Origin of the sequence: Miltoncostaea marina (assembly GCF_018141525.1) — a bacterium.
GTDB classification, from domain to species: Bacteria; Actinomycetota; Thermoleophilia; order Miltoncostaeales; family Miltoncostaeaceae; genus Miltoncostaea; species Miltoncostaea marina.
Genome location: NZ_CP064655.1, coordinates 603447 through 622277 on the forward strand (window position 1 = coordinate 603447; position 18831 = coordinate 622277).

At 75.1% G+C, this 18831-nt stretch carries 14 protein-coding genes; 9 read left to right on the forward strand and 5 right to left on the reverse strand.

Annotation, left to right across the window (positions count from 1 at the left end):
• Window positions 1-82 precede the first annotated feature (82 nt).
• The 8 genes from ITJ85_RS03005 (at window position 83) to ITJ85_RS03040 (ending at window position 10928) form a co-directional block, all read left to right on the forward strand.
• Window positions 83-1777, forward strand: coding sequence for an FAD-binding protein (locus ITJ85_RS03005; RefSeq protein WP_217914875.1), 1695 nt, complete (start codon window positions 83-85; stop codon window positions 1775-1777).
• Window positions 1777-2727: a succinate dehydrogenase/fumarate reductase iron-sulfur subunit gene (locus ITJ85_RS03010; RefSeq protein WP_217914876.1), complete on the forward strand. Its 951-nt coding sequence runs from the start codon at window positions 1777-1779 to the stop codon at window positions 2725-2727. The genes ITJ85_RS03005 and ITJ85_RS03010 overlap by 1 nt, the downstream gene beginning before the upstream one ends.
• Window positions 2727-3611, forward strand: coding sequence for a CoB--CoM heterodisulfide reductase iron-sulfur subunit B family protein (locus tag ITJ85_RS03015; RefSeq protein WP_217914877.1), 885 nt, complete (start codon window positions 2727-2729; stop codon window positions 3609-3611). The genes ITJ85_RS03010 and ITJ85_RS03015 overlap by 1 nt, the downstream gene beginning before the upstream one ends.
• Window positions 3612-3641: 30 nt before the next feature.
• A complete protein-coding gene (locus tag ITJ85_RS03020) occupies window positions 3642-3956 on the forward strand; it encodes a glutathione S-transferase N-terminal domain-containing protein (RefSeq protein WP_217914878.1) in 315 nt (104 codons plus the stop codon).
• A gap of 37 nt (window positions 3957-3993) precedes the next feature.
• A complete protein-coding gene (locus tag ITJ85_RS03025) occupies window positions 3994-4611 on the forward strand; it encodes a hypothetical protein (protein ID WP_217914879.1) in 618 nt (205 codons plus the stop codon).
• 70 nt (window positions 4612-4681) lie between these two features.
• Window positions 4682-5713, forward strand: a complete 1032-nt coding sequence (locus ITJ85_RS03030) for a hypothetical protein (RefSeq protein WP_217914880.1) — start codon at window positions 4682-4684, stop codon at window positions 5711-5713.
• Window positions 5714-6593: 880 nt separating this feature from the next.
• Window positions 6594-9173: a PKD domain-containing protein gene (locus ITJ85_RS03035; protein WP_217914881.1), complete on the forward strand. Its 2580-nt coding sequence runs from the start codon at window positions 6594-6596 to the stop codon at window positions 9171-9173.
• Between the two features lie 210 nt (window positions 9174-9383).
• Window positions 9384-10928 carry a right-handed parallel beta-helix repeat-containing protein gene (locus tag ITJ85_RS03040; RefSeq protein ID WP_217914882.1) on the forward strand — a complete coding sequence of 515 codons (1545 nt, stop codon included), beginning with the start codon at window positions 9384-9386 and terminating at the stop codon, window positions 10926-10928.
• Window positions 10929-10982: 54 nt separating this feature from the next.
• Here ITJ85_RS03040 and ITJ85_RS03045 read toward each other — a convergent pair whose 3' ends face one another.
• Genes ITJ85_RS03045 through ITJ85_RS03060 form a run of 4 tightly spaced genes read right to left on the reverse strand, consistent with a single transcriptional unit; the run spans window position 10983 to window position 15329 of the window.
• Window positions 10983-12257 (reverse strand): glycosyltransferase, encoded by a 1275-nt coding sequence (locus tag ITJ85_RS03045; RefSeq protein ID WP_217914883.1) that lies wholly within the window; start codon window positions 12255-12257, stop codon window positions 10983-10985.
• Between the two features lie 47 nt (window positions 12258-12304).
• Entirely contained in the window at window positions 12305-13063 is a 759-nt protein-coding gene (locus tag ITJ85_RS03050; protein ID WP_217914884.1) for a hypothetical protein, read from the reverse strand.
• A 50-nt stretch (window positions 13064-13113) separates the two neighbouring features.
• Window positions 13114-14235: a glycosyltransferase gene (locus ITJ85_RS03055; RefSeq protein WP_217914885.1), complete on the reverse strand. Its 1122-nt coding sequence runs from the start codon at window positions 14233-14235 to the stop codon at window positions 13114-13116.
• Entirely contained in the window at window positions 14232-15329 is a 1098-nt protein-coding gene (locus tag ITJ85_RS03060) for a GNAT family N-acetyltransferase (protein ID WP_217914886.1), read from the reverse strand. The genes ITJ85_RS03055 and ITJ85_RS03060 overlap by 4 nt, the downstream gene beginning before the upstream one ends.
• 172 nt (window positions 15330-15501) lie before the next feature.
• On the opposite strand from ITJ85_RS03060, the gene ITJ85_RS03065 reads away from it, so the two are divergent.
• Window positions 15502-16467 carry an NAD-dependent epimerase/dehydratase family protein gene (locus ITJ85_RS03065; protein ID WP_217914887.1) on the forward strand — a complete coding sequence of 322 codons (966 nt, stop codon included), beginning with the start codon at window positions 15502-15504 and terminating at the stop codon, window positions 16465-16467.
• Window positions 16468-17078: 611 nt separating this feature from the next.
• On the opposite strand, the gene ITJ85_RS03070 is transcribed toward ITJ85_RS03065, so the two are convergent.
• A complete protein-coding gene (locus ITJ85_RS03070; RefSeq protein WP_217914888.1) occupies window positions 17079-18605 on the reverse strand; it encodes a sugar transferase in 1527 nt (508 codons plus the stop codon).
• Between the last annotated feature and the right edge of the window lie 226 nt (window positions 18606-18831).

The window sequence follows — 18831 nt, forward strand, 5'->3', positions numbered from 1 at the left end:
ACGAATGACCCGGTCTTCCGGCCCCCGGGCGTCCGATAGAGTCCCCTGCCGAGGGCAACACGAGAGCGGAGGGCACGGGACATTGCTCAGCCATGACGTCGTGGTGGTCGGCGCGGGCCTCGCCGGGATGCGTGCGGCGATCGCCGCGCACGAGGCGGGCGTCGACGTCGCCCTCGTGACCAAGGTCCACCCGGTGCGGAGCCACTCGGGCGCGGCCCAGGGCGGGATCAACGCGGCGCTGGGCAACCAGACCGACGACCACCCGGACAACCACACCTTCGACACGGTGAAGGGCGCCGACTACATCGGCGACCAGGACGCCATCGAGATCCTCTGCAACATGGCGCCCAAGGAGATCATCCAGCTCGAGCACTGGGGCGCCGTCTTCAGCCGCCACGAGAGCACGGGCAAGATCGCCCAGCGCCCGTTCGGCGGCGCGGGCTTCCCGCGCACCTGCTTCGCGGCCGACCTGACCGGCCTGGTGATCCTGCACACGCTCTACACCGTGTGCGTGAAGTACGACATCCCGACCTACGAGGAGTGGTTCGTCACCGACCTCGTCAAGGACGACCACGGCGGCTGCGCCGGCGTGGTGGCCTACGACATGGTCCACGGCACGATCCACACCATCGGCGCGAAGTCGGTCGTGCTCGCCACCGGCGGCGCCGGCCGCGTCTACCGGCCCTCCACGAACTCCCACTCGTCCACGGGCGACGGCATGGGCCTCGCGCTCACGGCCGGCGTGCCGCTGAAGGACATGGAGTTCATGCAGTTCCACCCGACGACGATGAACCCGACGGGCGTGCTCGTGACGGAGGGCGCCCGCGGCGAGGGCGGCTACCTGCTCAACTCCGAGGGCGAGCGCTTCATGAGCAAGTACGCGCCCAACAAGCTCGAGCTCGCCTCCCGCGACGTGGTGTCGCGCTCGGAGGCGACCGAGATCCTCGAGGGGCGCGGCATCAACGGCTCCGTGCTGCTCGACCTGCGCCACCTGGGCCGCGAGAAGATCATGGAGCGGCTGCCCCAGATCCGTGAGCTGGCGATGGCGTTCGCCGGCGTGGACCCGATCGAGGAGCCCATCCCGATCCGGCCGGGCGCCCACTACCACATGGGCGGCGTGCACGTGGACTCGTGGGGCGCGGCCCCGCACATGCAGGGCCTGTTCGCCGCCGGCGAGTGCGCCTGCGTGTCGGTGCACGGCGCCAACCGGCTGGGCGGCAACTCGCTGCTCGAGGCGGTCGTCTTCGGCGCCCGCACCGGCGAGGCCGCGGCCCGCTACGCGACCGACGTCTTCAACGGCCGCGGCATCCAGGCCGACCCGCGCGCCGCGCAGGCGACCGAGGCGCGCATCCGCGAGATGCTCGAGCGCCAGCGCGGCCCCAAGCAGCACGAGCTGCGCGAGGTGCTCGCCGACACCATGCAGGAGAAGGTCGGCGTCTTCCGCACCGACGCCCAGCTGCGCGAGGCCCAGGCGACCGTCCAGGACCTGCGCGAGCAGTTCAAGGGCGTCGTCGTGACCGACAAGGGCCGCACGTTCAACCAGTCGCTGATCCACACGATCGAGACCGGGTACCTGCTGGACCTGGCCGCGACGATGGTCGCCGGCGCGATCGAGCGCACCGAGAGCCGGGGCGCCCACTCGCGGACCGACTTCCCGGAGCGCGACGACGAGAACTGGATGAAGCACACGCTGTCGTACCTGGAGGACGACCAGATCCGTCTGGACTACTCCGAGGTCACGGTGACCAAGTACGAGCCCCAGGTGAGGTCCTACTAATGGCGACGACCACGCTCGACATCTTCCGGTACCAGCCGGATGTCTCCGACGCGTCCTACCGGCAGAGCTTCGAGCTGGAGCACCCGTCGGATCTGACGCTGCTCGACGCGATCCTGAAGCTGCAGGACGAGCAGGACGGCACGCTGGCGATCCGCTATTCGTGCCGCTCGGCGATCTGCGGGTCGTGCGCCTGCAAGGCCAACGGCAAGACGGTGCTCGCCTGCATGACCCAGGTCGAGGACGTCAAGCGCGAGTTCGAGACCGAGACCGTCCAGGTGGACCCGATCGGCAACTTCGCGCCCCTGAAGGACCTGATCGTCGACCTGGACCCGTTCTGGGACAAGTTCAAGTCGGTCAAGCCGTACCTCGTGCCCGACGGCCCAGCGCCCGAGCGCGAGCGGCTGGTGTCCAAGGAGGACATGCAGAAGCTGTTCCGCGAGAGCGCCTGCATCCTCTGCGCGGCCTGCTACTCCGAGTGCAACTCGCTGGCGGCCGACCCCGACTTCGTCGGCCCGGCCGCGCTCGCGTGGGGCTACCGCTTCGCCGGCGACGTCCGCGACGGCCAGCGCAAGCAGCGGGCCAAGCTCTACACGGGCGAGCACGGCGTCTGGGACTGCACCCGCTGCATGTACTGCAACGAGCGCTGCCCGAAGGGCGTCAACCCGCGCGACGCGATCGAGAAGCTCGGCGGCATCGCCTTCCAGGAGGGCCGCTCGATGAAGGACGCGGGCGCCCGCCACGCGAAGGCCTTCCTGCTCTCGATGCGCACCGGCGGCAAGCTCAACGAGACGGTCCTCGTGCCGTTCACGGACCCGATCAAGGCCCACCTCGACATCCCGTTCGCGATCCAGATGATGCGCCACGGCAAGGCGCCGTCGCCGATCCCGCACCGGATCAAGAAGCTCAAGGAAGTCCAGCAGCTCATGAAGAACGTGAAGGAGACGATCTGATGGCGACGCAGTTCGCGTACTACCCGGGCTGCATCGCCGAGTTCAGCTCGAAGGAGCTCGACGCCACCACGAAGGCGCTGGCCCCGATGCTGGACATCGAGCTGCTGCCGATGCCCGCGGCCACCTGCTGCGGCGCCGGCGACATCGCCGAGGCCAAGCCCAACCTGTACCTGACGCTCAACGTCCGCATCCTCTCCCAGGCGGAGGAGATGGGCGTCGACATCCTCACCATCTGCAACGTCTGCACGCTCAACCTGCGCCGGGCGAACAAGATGGTCAAGGAGGACGCGCGCCTCCTCGAGCAGGTCAACGAGGAGCTGGTCAAGGTCGGCGCCCGCCCGTACGAGGGCACGAAGGAGGTCACCCACCTCCTCTGGTACCTCGCCACCGAGGAGGGCCTCTCGCTGCTCGAGAAGCAGGGCCCCCGGGGCCTCAACGGCCTGCGGGTCGCGCCGTACTACGGCTGCCAGCTGCTGCGGCCGTCGTCGGTGATGGGCTTCGAGGACCCCGATCGGCCCCAGTCGCTGGAGCGGCTGATCACCGCCCTCGGCGGCGAGGTGGCCGACTACGAGGCCAAGTCGAAGTGCTGCGGCTTCCCGATCGTGCTGGCCCGCGAGGCCGTCGCGCTGCGCGAGTCGCACGTCGCCCTGTCGCAGTCCCGCGACGCCGGCGCCGACTGCATGGTCACGCCGTGCCCGCTCTGCCACCTGGCGATGGACGCCTACCAGCGCAAGGCCGAGGCGCTCAACGGCACCGAGTACAACATGCCGGTGCTGCACCTGCCGCAGCTCATCGGCCTCGCCCTCGGCCTCGACCGCAAGGTCATGGACTTCAAGCGCCACATGGTCCCGGTCGACCGGGTGCTGGAGACCGTCGGGGTCTGATCCGTGCCGGCACCCCGGGGCGAGGCGGCGATGACGCTGTACGACGCCCCGGGGTGCTGGAAGTGCGTCGAGGTCAAGCGGGCCCTCGACGGGCTCGGCCTGGAGTATCGCGCGGTGACGGTCCGGGGCGACCCGGCCGCGCGGGCGGCGCTCGTGGCCGCGCAGGGCGAGCCGCCCCAGGTGCCGATGCTGGTCGACGGCGGTCTCGCCGTGTGGGACCGGCGGCGGATCCTCGCCTACCTGGCCGAGACGTACGGCGGCGCGGCGCCCGAGGGCGCCGGCTTCCGCGACCTGCCGTCCTACATGGGCGGCGTCTGCGCGGTGGACGACCCCGGCGCCTGCTGAGCGGCGGCCGCCGCGGGCGGCGCTCTATCATCGGCGCGTGAGCGACGTCGCACCCCTCACGGCGGCGAGCCGCGCGGCGCTCCCGGCGCCGTGCGTCGACTGCGTCTTCTGGCAGCACGACCGCCTGGTCACCGACGCCCGCCGCAAGGGGGCCTGGATCGAGGCCGTCGAGCGGCGCAACGGGGGCTTCGGGCGGGTGCTGCGCGAGGGGCCCGAGGTGCGCGGCATGGTGCAGTACGGGCCAGTCGCGGCCTTCCCCCGCGCGCTCGCGCTGCCCGCCGGGCCGCCCGGCCGCGACGCCGCGCTCATCACCTGCAGCTTCATCGACTGCGACGAGCCGCGGGGCGCCTGCGAGCGCCTGCTGCTCGACGCCCTCGCCGACCTCAAGGCCCGCGGGTGGGCCGCCGTGGACGCGTTCGCCGTCGAGCACGGCGGGGATGCGGACGAGGTCGAGCGCTTCGGCGGACACCACACCCTCTTCGACCGGGAGCTGCTCGAGGCGCTCGGTTTCACCGACGCGCGGGCCGCCGGCCCCGTCGTGCTGATGCGCCTCGACCTGCGGGCCCTCGTCCCCGGGCCCGGCCTCGTCGAGCGCGCCGCCCGCCGCGCGGCGCGCCTGCTGCCGGGGCCCCAGCCGAGCGGCGCGCCCGCCTGAGCCGGTGAGCGGGCCGTCGTCCCCGGGCCGCCGTCGGCCCCGGGCCGCCGCCGGGCGGACCGCCGTGTCCGTGCGCGCGGCGCCGGCCTGCGCGCTCGTCCTGGTCCTCGTCCTCGTCCTCGCCGGGGCCCCGGCCGCGGCGGCGGCCGATCCCGCCGAGGCGGCCCTCGCCGCCCGCGACGCCTACGTGAGCCCGCGGGTGCTCGGCTCCGCGGCCGCGCCGGCCGAGCGCGAGCTGGCCGAGGTCGCCGCGGCGATGGCCGACGCCGGCCGGCCGGTCAAGCTGGCGGTCGTCCTCGGGCCCACCGGCGCGCCGTCGCTGCCAGCCTACGCCCGCCGGCTCGTGCGCACCCTCGAGTACGAGGGCACCCTCCTCGTGACCCGCGCCCGCGGGCCGGTGGTCGCGGTCGGGTCCCGCCCCACGGCCGACATGACCGTCCAGATGCGCGCCGCCCGCATCGGCGCGCACGCAAACCAGGTCGAGCGCCTCACCGCCGCGGCGGCGCTCGTGGTCCCGCCCCCGCCCGACGAGCGCGGCGAGCTGCTGCGGCCCGCGCTCGGCCTGCTGGCCGTCGCGGCGCTCGGCGGCGGCTGGGCCGCCGCCGTGGGCGCCGGCCGCGCCGCACGCGGCCGCCGCCGCCGCGCCGCCGAGGCCCGCGCCCGCGCGCGCGTCCGGCTCGACGCCCTTCGCGCCCACGCCGGCGCCCTCCTGCGCCGCCCCGGCCTGCCCCCCGGCGAGCGCGCCCACGTCGAGGCCGCGCTCGGGGCCTACGCCGACGCCGTCAGCGCCCTCCGCGAGACGGACGACGCCGAGCGCATCGCCGCCCTCGACCCGCCCGTCGCCGCCGCCCTCGTCGGGCTGGAGGGCGTCGCCGAGCGGGTCGGCGCGCCCCACCCCCGGGGCGACATCTTCGCCGGCCTCTGCGCCGTCGATCCCTCCCACGGCCCGGCCGGCGCCACCGCTCCGGTGGGCGACCGCCCCGACGCCCCGGTCTGCGGCGGGTGCGCCGAGGCCGCTGCCGGCGGCGCCCGCCTCGTGCCCCGCCGCATCCCCGCCGGCGCCGGCGGGCTCCCCTTCACCGCCGCCGCCGAGCCCGTCTGAGCGAGCGGCGGCGGCGGCCGGCCTCGGGTCGCCGCGGGGTGAGGGTCCAAATGGACCTCGGCGCGAGGTCCATTTGGACATGGAGCGCCCCGGCGGGTGGCGGGCCGCGCCCCCGCCCGCCGCCTCGGGCGCCCTGCGGCGCGGGCGCCGAGTGGCCCCGGCCGCGAGGTCCACTCGGGCGTCGCGACCGCCGCCGCGGACGGCCCAAGTGAACCGCGGCGCCAGGTCCATTGGGACAAGGGAGCGCCCGCGCCGGCAGCGGGGGGATCCCGGCCGGCCTTCGCGGGCACGCCGACGCGGACGGTCCAAGTGAACCCCGGCGCGAGGTCCACTTGGACATGGAGCCCCCCGGCCGGGTGGGGGGCCGCTCCCCCGCCCGCCGCCTCGGGCGCCCTGCGGCGCGGGCGCCGAGTGGACCCCGGCGCGCCGGCCGTCCGGTCTCGCGCCGGCCGCAGGGCGGCGACGGCTGCGGACTCGCCCCCGCGACCCCGCCGCGGCCGGCGGCCCGATCGGCCCCCGGGCCCGTCGCCCACCCGGACGTAGCGCCCGTCACGCAGGGACGAACGGCGCTCAGGTGGCCCGCGCGTCGTCGTGGCTCAAGCGGGAGCCATGTGGATCCGATACCTGGAACACGCTTCGGCGGTTGCGTTTCCACCGGATCCCGTAGCTCCCTACGGCACCAGGCCGCCGGGGGCGGCGGGGGACGGCGGAGGCCCGGCAACCCGCCCGCGCGTGTGTCCCGTCGTCGCCGTCCGCCGTGCCCGCGGCCCGTGTCCTGGCCGGTGCTCGCCCCTGCGAGCCCGCCGGGTCGTGCGCGCACGGGCGGCGCCCGTCCTCACGGAGGAACCTGATGGTCCGTGCCCGACCCCTACGCGCGATGATGGCCGGTGCCATCCTCGCCGCGAGCGCGCTGGTGGCCCTCGTGCCCGCCGAGCAGGCCGCCGCCGCGCCCAGTTGCGTCAAGTACGCATCGACGACCGGCTCCGACTCGGCCGCCGGCACCCAGACCGCCCCCTACAAGACCGCCCAGAAGCTCGTCGACAGCCTGTCGGCCGGTCAGGCCGGCTGCCTGCAGCCCGGCCAGACGTTCGGCAGCGTCACCGTCAGCCGCGGCGGCATCACGCTCACCACCGCGCCCGGCGGGGCCAAGGCCACGCTGCTCGGCAAGCTGTGGATCAAGGACTCCGCCAACGACGTCACGATCGAGAACCTGGTGCTCGACGGCTCCGGCACGACCGCCCGGGTGAGCTTCGACACCCAGGGCGACCGGGTCGTGTTCCGCGGCAACGACATCACGAACCGCAACACGGCGATCTGCCTGCACGTCGGCTCCAACGCGGGCTACGGCGTCGCCTACGACACGGTCATCGACTCGAACCGCATCTTCAACTGCGGGCGCCTGCCGGCGACGAACTTCGACCACGGGATCTACGTCAACCACGCGTACGACACCCGGATCACCAACAACCTGATCTACGACAACGCCGACTACGGCGTGCATCTGTACCCGGGAGCCAACCGCACCTACGTCGCCAACAACGTGATCGACGGCAACGGCCGCGGCCTCACCTTCTCGAGCGAGGGCTCGCTGACCTCGTCCGACAACGTCGTCGAGAACAACATCATCTCGAACTCCGGCGTCACCACGAACGTGGAGTCGTGGTGGGGCGGCGCGGTCGGGGTCAACAACCGCGCCGATCGCAACTGCCTCTGGAACGGCCGCAAGGGCAACTTCAGCCTCTCGAACGGCGGCTTCACGCTGAGCGCCAACGTCGAGAAGGACCCGCTGTTCGTCAACCGCTCGGCCAAGGACTTCTCGCTGCGCGCCGACAGCCCGTGCCTCGGCAAGGGCCCGCAGGGCGCCGAGGTCCCGGTCCCGCCGCCGCCGCCGAGCCTGCCGCCGGCCAACGTGGCCCCGACGGCCGCCTTCAGCGCCAGCACCCTGGCGCCGCAGACCGGCCAGACGGTGACCTTCACCGACGGCTCCAGCGACCCGGACGGCACCATCGCCGCCCGTGAGTGGGACCTGGACGGCGACGGCGCCTACGAGGCCACCGGCCAGTCGGTCAGCCGCGCCTACGCGGCCGCGGGCACCGTCACGGTGCGCCTGCGCGTGACCGACGACGACGGCGCCACCGCGACCGCCAGCCGCACGCTCACCGTGAGCGCGCCCCCGGTGGTCACCCCGCCGCCGCCGGCCGGCGAGCAGGCGGTCGCCAACGGCTCGTTCGAGTCGGGCACCACCGGCTGGACCACCTGGCAGGCCGGCCTCAGCCGCGTGGCCCTGGCCGACGCGCCCGAGGGCTCCTACGTGGCGCGGGTCGCCCGCACCACCGGCACCTCGTTCACCATCGACGACGAGCCGACCACGATCGGCTCTGCCACGAAGGGCGCCGAGTACACCGGCCGCGCCTACGTCAAGGCGGCCGCGACGGCCTCGGTGGGCAAGCAGGTCAAGATCTACATGCGCGAGCGCTCGGCCTCCGGCGCGGTGCTGCGCACCGTCGCCGGGCCGGCCGTCACGCTGGGCAACGGGTTCATCCCGGTCACCGCCTCGCTGACCGCCTCGGCCTCGGGCAACCAGATCGAGCTCTACGTGGCGCACACCGGCGCCGTCACCGGCAGCGCGTTCTACATGGACGCGGTCCGCCTGGGCGCCGGCGCCGGCACGACCCCGCCGCCGCCGCCGAGCCTGCCCCCGGCCAACGTGGCCCCGACGGCCGCCTTCAGCGCCAGCACCCTGGTGCCGCAGACCGGCCAGACGGTGACCTTCACCGACGGCTCCAGCGACCCGGACGGCACCATCGCCGCCCGTGAGTGGGACCTGGACGGCGACGGCGCCTACGAGGCCACCGGCCAGTCGGTCAGCCGCGCCTACGCGGCCGCGGGCACCGTCACGGTGCGCCTGCGCGTGACCGACGACGACGGCGCCACCGCGACCGCCAGCCGCACGCTCACCGTGAGCGCGCCCCCGGTGGTCACCCCGCCGCCGCCGGCCGGCGAGCAGGCGGTCGCCAACGGCTCGTTCGAGTCGGGCACCACCGGCTGGACCACCTGGCAGGCCGGCCTCAGCCGCGTGGCCCTGGCCGACGCGCCCGAGGGCTCCTACGTGGCGCGGGTCGCCCGCACCACCGGCACCTCGTTCACCATCGACGACGAGCCGACCACGATCGGCTCTGCCACGAAGGGCGCCGAGTACACCGGCCGCGCCTACGTCAAGGCGGCCGCGACGGCCTCGGTGGGCAAGCAGGTCAAGATCTACATGCGCGAGCGCTCGGCCTCCGGCGCGGTGCTGCGCACCGTCGCCGGGCCGGCCGTCACGCTGGGCAACGGGTTCATCCCGGTCACCGCCTCGCTGACCGCCTCGGCCTCGGGCAACCAGATCGAGCTCTACGTGGCGCACACCGGCGCCGTCACCGGCAGCGCGTTCTACATCGACGCGGTCACGCTGACCCGCTGAGCCACCCGGGTCCCGGTATCCGTTCCGCTCGCCGGACGGATGCCGGGGCCGCCCGGCTCAAGAACGGGAGCCCGCCGCCCGATAGGGGAGCAAGCAACGAGGACGGGTTCCCGGGACGTGTCCCGAGCGCGCAGCGGCCGGAGCCATCGGCCCACCGCCTCCCCGGGTCTGGATCGCCCGCCTCGCGATCCGTCATGGAGGCCCGTCCTGATGCTCCGTGCCCGACCCCTTCGCGCGCTCGCGGCCACCGTCGCCGCGACCGCCGCCGCGTTGGTGGCGCTCGCGCCCGCCGACCAGGCCGCCGCCGCGCCCGCCTGCACCAAGTTCGCCGCGTCCGCCGGGAGCGACTCCGCGGCCGGCACCCAGTCCGCCCCCTACAGGACCGTGCAGAAGCTCGCCGACAGCCTCGGGGCCGGCCAGGTGGGCTGCCTGGCCGCCGGCGAGACCTTCGGCGGCGTGAAGATCACCCGCGACGGCATCACGCTGACCAGCGCCCCCGGCGGCGCCAAGGCGACGGTGCGCGGCAGCCTCTGGGTGACCGACGCCGCGGACGACGTGACCATCGAGAACCTGGTGCTCGACGGCTCCGGCACGAGCGCCCGGGTGAGCTTCGACACCCAGGGCGACCGCACCCGCTTCCTCGGCAACGACATCACGAACCGCAACACGGCGATCTGCCTGCACGTCGGCTCGAACATCGGCTCGGGCATCGCGTACGACGTGGTGATCGACGGCAACCGCATCTTCGACTGCGGCCGCATGCCGGCGACCGGCTTCGACCACGGCATCTACGTCAACCACGCGTACGACACCCGGATCACCAACAACCTGATCTACGACAACGCCGACTACGGCGTGCACCTGTACCCGGGAGCCAACCGCACCTACGTCGCCAACAACGTGATCGACGGCAACGGCCGGGGGATCACGTTCTCGAGCGAGGGCTCGCTGACCTCCTCGGACAACGTGGCCGAGAACAACATCATCAGCAACTCGCTGCAGACCACCAACGTCGAGTCCTGGTGGGGCGGCCCGGTGGGGCGCAACAACGTGGCCAGGGCCAACTGCCTCTGGAACGGCCGCAAGGGCAACTACAGCCTCTCGAACGGCGGCTTCACGCTGAGCGGCAACATCGAGAAGGACCCGCTGTTCGCGAACCGCGGCGCGAAGGACTTCTCGCTGCGCGCCGGCAGCCCCTGCGTCGGCAAGGGCCCCCAGGCCTCGGCCGCGCCGGCCCCGCCGCCGTCGTTCCGCGAGCTGCCGCCGGCCGCCCCGTCGCCCGCGCCCGCCGCGCCGAAGGAGCGCTCACTGCAGCGCGACATGGGCCTGGGCGACCGGGCCATGTCGCAGCCGCTCACGCCGAAGCAGCGCCAGGTCGGCGCCCTGGCCAGGCCCACGCTGCGCCAGCTGACGGTCAACCGCCGCGCCGTCGTGCGCCTGTCGGTCAAGGTGCGCCAGCTCGAGCGGCGGGTGCTGCGCCGGTCGAGCACGCGGATCCCGGCGGCCCTGCGCACGCCGGCCCGCCGCGTGACGCCGGCCCAGATGCGCGCCGCGCGCATCGCCGCCGTCAGCTCGCTGCGGCGCGTGACGGTGGTGCTCAACGCCCTGCGCGCCAGCGACCTGCGGGTGCCGGCCGTCAGGGTGCCGCGCCGGGTGCGCCCCACGGTGGCCCAGATGCGCGTCACCGAAAAGCTCGCCCGCGTCACCCTGCGCCGCGCGGAGCTCGCCGACCGCATCCTGGCCAGGCGCGCCTAGCCGGGGCGGGGCGGGCGGCGACGGGGCGGCCCCCCGGGGCGCCCCGTCGCCGTGCTACGCCGCGGGCGCGGCCGGCAGGGCGGGGCCGTCGTACTCCCAGAGCAGCAGCCGCCGCAGCTCGGCGGTGTTGCGCTCGAGGTCGTACGCGGCCAGCACGCGCTCGCGGCCGGCGGCCGCCATGCGCGCGGCGCCGGCGGGGTCGTCGTGGATGCGGCGGATGGCGGCGGCGATCGCGGCCGGGTCGCCCTCGGGCACCAGCAGGCCCGTCTCGCCGTCGCGTACCAGCTCCGGGATGCCGGACAGCGACGACGCCACGACCGGCACCTCGGTCGCCAGCGCCTCCATCAGGGCCACCGGGATGCCCTCCATGTCGCCGTCGTCCGTGGTGACGCTCGGCAGCACCATCGCGTCGCTGCCCTTCAGGACGGCGCTCACCTCGTCGCGGCTGCGGTGCCCGAGCAGCTCCACCCGGTCGCCGACGCCGAGCTCGGCGATGCGCGCCTCCAGGCGGCCGCGCAGCTCGCCGTCGCCCACGAGCAGGCAGCGCACCTCCAGGCCCTCGTCGCGCAGCCGCGCGACCGCCTCGACGAGATGGGCCTGACCCTTCTTCTCGCGCAGGCCGGCGATGCACGAGACCGTGAAGGGGCCGCCCTCAGCCGGCCGGGGCGGCCGCGGCGTGAACGCGGTCAGGTCGACGCCGCAGCGGATGACCGAGGTCTTGGCCGCCGCCCAGTCGCCGTAGAGGCGCCCGAGCAGCGACCGGTTGAAGTCGGAGATCGTCACGACGAACGCGGCGTCGCGGATCTTCTCCTCGAGCATCGAGCGATCGATGTAGATGTCGTGGGCGTGCGCCGTGAAGCTGTACGGCAGCCCGGTCAGGCGGTGGACGACGTTCGCCGCGAGGGCCGGGTGGGTGGCCCAGTGGGCGTGCACGTGGCTCACGCCGAGCGCCTGCATCTCGCGCGCGAAGCGCGCGGCCAGCGGCACCACGACGAGCGCCCGCAGCAGGAACGGGCGCGAGCGCAGGTTGCCCCGCAGCGCCGCCCACCAGGCGCCGAGGTAGGCGCGCGGCGCGCGCCGCAGCCAGTGGAGCTGGGCGGCGATGGTGGCCGGGGCGCCGACGTGCGCGTAGCGCGTCCGGCGGGCCAGCGGGGCGGCCTCGGGGTGCGACGTCTCGTCGCCGCGCGGCCGCAGCGGGAAGATCTCCACCCGGGCGCCGGTGCGCTCCAGCTCGATGATCTCGAACAGGATGAACGTCTCGGTCACCGTCGGGAACGCCGACATGATGTAGCCGACGCGCCGCGGGTCGGGCGCAGGGGTGCGGGTCATGCGAACGGCACCCTAGTGGAGCGGCGGCCGGCCGGCGGCCGCGGGGCCTACTGGCCGGTGAGGAACAGCAGCAGGCCGAGGCCCGCGCCGAGCGCCACGACGCCGCAGAGGATCTCCGTGCGCCGCTCGGCCACGACGGCCACGAGGGCGCCCACCGGCCGCGGCGCCGGAGCCCGGCGCAGCAGCGGCACGGCCGCGATCGCGCCCACGACCACCACCGCCCCGATCAGCCACACCAGCAGCGGCATCGAGCCGCCGCCGCCGTCGCGGGCGGCCGCCGCCGCGGCGGCCCGCTCGGCCTCCTCGGCCTGGCGCGCCTCCAGCAGGGCCCGGTCGCGCTCCCGCTGCGCCGCGATCTCGGCCTGGCGCTGCTCGCGGGCCTCGCGCAGGCGACGGGCCGCGGCGGCCTTGCGCGCGCGCTCGCGGCGGATCGCCGCCGCCCGCTCGCGCTGCTCGCGGGCCGCGCGCTCGCGGGCCGCGCGCTGACGGGCCAGGTCCGCCGCGCTCGGGCCGCTCGGCTCGGCCTCCTGCTCTGCCTCGGGCGCCGTGCCGGGGTCGGGCTGGGCCTCCGGGGTGGGCGTCGGCGTCGGGGTGGGGGTGGGCGTCGGCGTCGGGGTGGGCGTCGGCGTCGGCCGGGGGGCCGGCCGCGGGGCCGGTGGATCCGGCTGCGGCTGCGCGGTGGGCGGCACGGGGTCGGGGCCGCCGGGGACGCCGATCTGCTGCCCCGCGGCCACCGCGGTCAACGTGAGCAGGGCGATCGCCGCGACCATCGCGGCGAGGCGACCCACGATGCGGCCGACGTCCACGACCGGAGTCTAGTGGCCCCGCGGACGGGCGACCAGCGGCCCCGGCGCGCTCACCCGCGCAGCTCCCGGTAGAGCGCCTGCCACTGGCGGGCGACCCCCTCCAGCGTGAAATCGGCCAGCGCACGCCGCTGCGCCAGCCCGCCCAGCGCGGCCCGCCGGGCGGGGTCCTCGAGCAGCCCGGCGACCGCGTCGGCCAGCGCCTGCGGGTCGCGCCGGGGCACGAGCTCGCCGCAGCGGCCGTCGTCGAGGATCATCGGCATGCCGCCGACCCGGGTGGCCACGATCGCGCGGCCGGCCACCATGGCCTCGATCAGCGCGATCGGGCTGCCCTCCGAGTCGGACGGCAGCACCACCACGTCCAGCGAGCGCAGGATCGCCGGCACGTCCTCGCGCACGCCGAGCAGGTGCACGCGGTCGCCCACGCCGAGCGCGGCGATCCGGGCCTCGACCTCGCCGCGCAGGGGGCCGTCGCCGGCCACCACCAGGTGGGCCCCGGGCACGCGCCCGAGCAGCCGCGCGAACGCGTCCACGAGCACGTCGACCGCCTTCATCGGGCGCAGCATCGCGATCGCTCCGACGAGCGGCGTCTCCGGCGGCAGGCCGAGCTCGTCGCGCAGCCTGCCGGGCGCGCCGCGCAGCTCGTCGGGGTCGCGGAGCAGCCCGGTGGGGATGGTGCGCACCTTGCGGGCGGGCACGCGCTCGAGCTCGACCATGCGCCGGGCGTCCTCGGGCGAGACCGCGACGAACGCGGTGGACAGGCGCCCCACCCAGAGGCCGTCGATCAGCTTGCGCAGCCGCTGGCCCTCGTAGGTCCAGGAGTGCTCGGTGGCGATCACGACCGGCACGCCGGCGAGGCGGCCGAGCAGCGCGCCCCAGACGTTGGAGCCGAACATGTGGGAGTGCAGCACGTCCACCCGCTCGCGGCGCAGGTACCGCACCAGCGGCAGCCAGGCGAGGGGGGAGAGCGTGCGCCGGCGTCCGAGCATCAGCACCCGCACGCCGGTCTCGTGGTCGATCGGGTCGCGGTTGCGCCCGGGGTCGCGGCTCGCGCAGACGACGACCTCGCAGCCGGGGCCCTCGAGCGCACGTGCGAGCCCCACGGTGAAGCGCTCCGCCCCGCCGCCGCGCACCGACTCGATGAGCATGACCACGCGCAGCGGCCGCTCGCTCACGCGTCCTCCCCGGCCCCGCGGCGGGCGCGCAGGCGGGCCCGCGCCCCGGCGGCGGCGCGGTGCGCCGCGAGGGCCGCGCGGCCGCGGGCCGACAGCGGCGCCGTCGCCCGCACCAGCGGGACGGCGCGGGCGATCAGGTCCTTGTAGGGGGCCGGCCCGGGCCCGAAGTCGAGCACCGCGACGCCCTCCGCGCCGAGGCCCTCCACGAGCGCGAGCATGGAGATCCAGCCGAGCGTCATGAGGTCGTCGCGCGAGCGGTCGAACGCGCCGGCGTAGGCGATCGCCGACGCCCCGTCGCCGACGAGGGCGAGGTCCCAGGCGACCATCGGGCCGCCCTCGATCGTCACCTGCACGAGGCGCGCCCGCCCCTCCGCGCCGAGCGCCCGGATGCCCTCCTCCGCGAAGCGCCTGCGCACCCCCGCGCCGGCGAGCAGGTTGGGGCCGTCGCCCGGGAAGTGCGCGGCGTGGAAGTCGAGCAGCGTCGCGAGGCGGCGCTCGATGAGGGGCCAGTCGTCGGTGTAGTCGACGGCGAGCACGACGCCGCGCTCGGCCGCCCGGCGCCGGGCCCTGCCGGCCTCCTTGCGGCGCTTGCGCATCGAGCGGGGCGGGTCGGCCAGCTCGAGCCGCCACGTCTCGGCCGGGGAGAGCCGCACGCGGGGGATCGCCGACCGCAGCGCCTCGGCCGTCACCTCGTCGGCGCCCATGCCGTCCAGCAGCAGGATGTCGCCGGGCTCCGCGGCGATCGCCGCGAGCAGATCGGCGCGCGCGGCGTCGTCGACCGCGGGCGGGGCGATGTCGAACCAGGCGTCGCCCTGGCCTAGGTGGCGCACGAGGCGCAGGCCGCCGCGCGAGAGCGACTCCAGGGGGGCCGCGGCCGCGACGGCGCGGTCGCGGTCGACGATCACGCAGCGGTGCTCGACCGCGGCGCCGGCCTCCCGGGCCCAGGCGCGCAGCCAGGTCGTCCGGCGCAGCGGGTCGGCGGTGCGGCCGCCGGCGACGAGCTCGTCCCACCCGGCCGCGGCGAGGCGGTCGATCACCGCGTCACCGGTGCTCCGTGAGGTCCGTGCGCCGCCGCGCTCGCCCGTCGTCGTCATCGTCGCTCCCACTCGGCGCTCCCCTGTCTCGCCGGGGCCCGGGGGCGGGCCTGCCGACGGCGTCGGAGAGGTGATCGGCACCGGACCTCAAGGTGTAAAGTCCGCCGCCCGAAAGGTCCTTCGGGACTGGGGTCCCGGCCGGGTGAAGAGCATATCGACGAACGGGAGTGACGTGAGAACGATCCTTGTGACCGGTGCGGCGGGGTACGTCGGCGGCGCACTCACACGACGTCTGCTCGACCAGCCCGAAACGTCGGTCATCGGCGTCGATTTCTGCGCGATGGACCACGGCGCCGAGGGCGTCCGGGAGATCATCGGGCGGCCGGGCTTCACGTTCGTCCGCGAGGACATCCGCAACACGGACGCCATCGAGCCGCTTCTCGAGCGGGCCGACGCCGTGGTGCACTTGGCGGCCATCGTCGGCGACCCGGCCTGCCGGCGCGACCCCGACGAGACCGTGTCGATCAACATCGACGCCACCGGCCGCCTCATCGACGCCAGCAAGCGCCACGGCATCGAGCACTTCGTGTTCGTCTCGACCTGCAGCAACTACGGCGTCTCGGACACCTCGACGCTCGTCACCGAGGACGGCGACCTCAACCCCGTGTCGCTGTACGCGGAGAGCAAGGTCGCGGTCGAGAAGCGGCTGCTGGAGAACGGCGACCTGCCGGCCACGGTCTGCCGCTTCGCCACCGTCTACGGCGTGGCGCCGCGGATGCGCTTCGACCTGACGGTCAACCAGTTCACGATCGAGGCGCTGCGCGACGGCGTGCTGGAGATCTACGGCGAGCAGTTCTGGCGCCCGTACGTGCACGTGGAGGACGCCGCCCGCGGCGTGCAGCTCGTGCTCGCGAAGCCCGACGTCGCCGTCGGCCGCGTCTACAACGTGGGCGACTCCGAGGAGAACTACACCAAGGGGATGATGTACGAGCTGCTCAAGGAGCGGCTCCCCGACCTCGAGGCGAAGTGGGTCTCCATCGACGAGGACCCGCGCTCCTACAAGGTGAGCTTCCAGCGCATCGCGGACGAGCTGGGCTACGAGACGACCTGGGACGTGCCGCGCGGCATGGACCAGATCATCGAGTACGCCCGCCTCGGCGCCTTCCCCGAGCCGAAGGCCCCCCGCTTCCGCAACTGACCCCCCGGCCCGCCCCCGCGTCGCGGGGGCGGGCCGGGCTGCTGCGGGCTGCGGGCCCGCCCCCCGACCGCCGATCGAGCCGTCGACCGCGGTCCGATCGGGCACCCGGGCGCCGGCCCTGCCCCGGTCGCGCCCCGATGGTCCACTTGGCCACCCGCTCGAGGTCCATTCGGGCATCCGAGGCCGCCCCCCGATCGCCGATCGAGCCGCCGACCGCGGTCCGATCGGGCAGCCGGGCGCCGGCCCTGCCCCGGTCGCGCCCCGATGGTCCACTTGGTCACCCGCTCGAGGTCCATTCGGGCATCCGCGCCGCCGGCCGCCCAGATCGTCCGAGGGAGCCTCCCGGCCGCGGTCCGATCGTGACCCCGGCCCGGCGGCCGGAGTGGTGCACCTTCCGATGGCCGATCCTGGCGCACCATTCGGTGGCCGTTGACACCGTGCGAGTGGACGGCCGCTCGCCCCCGATCGGCTCGGGCGCCGCGGGGCGGGCGCTCCGCCCCCGTCCGGGGCGCCGCGGTCATCGCCCCGGAACGACGACGGGCCCGGATCCGAGTGCGGATCCGGGCCCGTCGCCCGCGCAGCGCCCCGTCGGGAGGGCGTCTCCGCCGCCGTCAGGCGGCGTGGCTCATCTCGTCCACCGGCGCCCGGTGCAGGCGCACCGGCTGCGCCTTGGGCTGGCGGAAGGCCACGTGCGAGGCCAGCTCGCTCAGCTGGAGCTCCCCGCCCCGCAGGAGGGCGACGGCGGTCCAGATGATGCACTTCATGTCGAGCAGCCAGCTCTGGTGGTCCACGTAGTACTGGTCGATGGCGAGCTTCGTGGGCAGGAGGGTGTTGAGGTAGAAGGCCTCGAAGTCGTCGCCCACGAGGTGCTCGAACTCGCGCCGGTAGCGGATCTGGCTGAGGCCCGTGATGCCCGGCCGCACGGCCAGCACGCGGCGGTAGGCGTCGTGGTGGGCGCGGACGTAGCGGGCGTCCTCCGGCCGGGGGCCGACGAAGCTCATGTCGCCCTTCAGCACGTTCCAGAGCTGCGGCAGCTCGTCCAGCTTCGAGTGCGCCAGGAAGCGGCCCATGCGGGTGAAGCGGTCGTCCTCGTCCATCGTGAGGGCGGGGCCGGCGGCGCCGTCGTGCATCTTGCGGAACTTGAGCATCGCGAAGGGCCGCTCGTCGCGGCCGATGCGCTTGGCGCGGTAGAGGACCGGGCCGCGCGAGTCGATCTTGATCGCGACCGCGAGGGCGGCCCACAGCGGCGCGGTGAGCACGAGCATGGCGGCCGAGAGCACGATGTCCGTGGCGCGCTGGGCGATCTCGTTGCCCCGCGAGGAGCGGTGCGAGCCGGCGACGACGACGGGCAGGCCCTCCAGGCGCCGGAGCGACAGCGAGCCGTGCAGGCCCTCGAAGAGGCGCGACACGACCGCCACCTGCGCGCCGGCCGCGCGGCAGGCGCCGACGGCGTCCTGCAGCTCGCGGTCGGACGAGCCGACGAAGGAGAAGATCACCAGGTCCACCGAGTGGTCGCGGACGAGGTCGCCGAGCTCGGTGACGTCGCCGAGCTGCGGGGCCCCGGCCTCGACGGCGCCCGTGGGGGGCAGCCGCTGGTCGTCGACCGTCCCGATGACCTCGAAGCCGCGGCGGCCGCCGGGGAGCGAGCCCACGAGGTGCTGCGCGACCTCGCCGGTGCCGACCACCAGCACGCGGCGCGGCCGGCCGAAGGTGCGGTCGATGGCCATGGCGACGAGCCAGGCGGCGCCGACCGCGGCGGCCGCGAGGGCGAGCGCGTCGAGCGCGGACAGCTCGTCGATGGCCGCCTGGCCGGCGATGGCCAGGAGCATCGCGGTGGAGAGCACGGCGCCGACGCAGTGACCCAGGCGGTAGCGGCGCACCAGGACGGGCCGGCCGCGCTCGGCGGGCGGCACGGTCCAGGCGACCACGACGGCGCTGAGGATGCCGAGCCCGGCGCCGATGGACAGCGCCATCGTCGTGGACACGTCGGCGAGCCAGAGGACCATGTTCGCCGCGACGAGGGCGGCGACGAGGGCCTGGCAGGCGCCGGCGAGGCGCGGGACCCGCTGGCGCGGGGCCCCCTCGGCGACGGGGGCCGCCAGGTGGGGATTGGGCTGGAACGCGGCGTGTGTGCTCATGCCTGGAACCGTAGGTCCGACCGGGGTCCGCTCGCGCCGGTCGTGAGGCTAGGTCGACCCCTAACCCCAGGCAGGGGTTTGGGCGAGGGCCCGCTGCGGTACCGCGCCTCCCCCTCGCGGGGGACGCGCGCGCCGGCGGGCGCCGGCGCGGCCGAACGCCTCCGGCCCCGGGGGGTCGTCCGGGGCCGGAGGCGTCCTGCGCTCGCCCCCCGAGGGGGACGGGGGT

What these genes read in the sequence shown, in the direction of transcription:
- ITJ85_RS03035 (WP_217914881.1), top strand. Translation starts at nt 6,594, where the DNA reads ATGGCCGGTGCCATCCTCGCCGCGAGCGCGCTGGTGGCCCTCGTGCCC.
- ITJ85_RS03020 (WP_217914878.1), top strand. Translation starts at nt 3,642, where the DNA reads ATGACGCTGTACGACGCCCCGGGGTGCTGGAAGTGCGTCGAGGTCAAG.
- ITJ85_RS03060 (WP_217914886.1), bottom strand. Translation starts at nt 15,329, where the DNA reads ATGACGACGACGGGCGAGCGCGGCGGCGCACGGACCTCACGGAGCACC.
- ITJ85_RS03070 (WP_217914888.1), bottom strand. Translation starts at nt 18,605, where the DNA reads ATGAGCACACACGCCGCGTTCCAGCCCAATCCCCACCTGGCGGCCCCC.
- ITJ85_RS03040 (WP_217914882.1), top strand. Translation starts at nt 9,384, where the DNA reads ATGCTCCGTGCCCGACCCCTTCGCGCGCTCGCGGCCACCGTCGCCGCG.
- ITJ85_RS03010 (WP_217914876.1), top strand. Translation starts at nt 1,777, where the DNA reads ATGGCGACGACCACGCTCGACATCTTCCGGTACCAGCCGGATGTCTCC.
- ITJ85_RS03045 (WP_217914883.1), bottom strand. Translation starts at nt 12,257, where the DNA reads ATGACCCGCACCCCTGCGCCCGACCCGCGGCGCGTCGGCTACATCATG.
- ITJ85_RS03015 (WP_217914877.1), top strand. Translation starts at nt 2,727, where the DNA reads ATGGCGACGCAGTTCGCGTACTACCCGGGCTGCATCGCCGAGTTCAGC.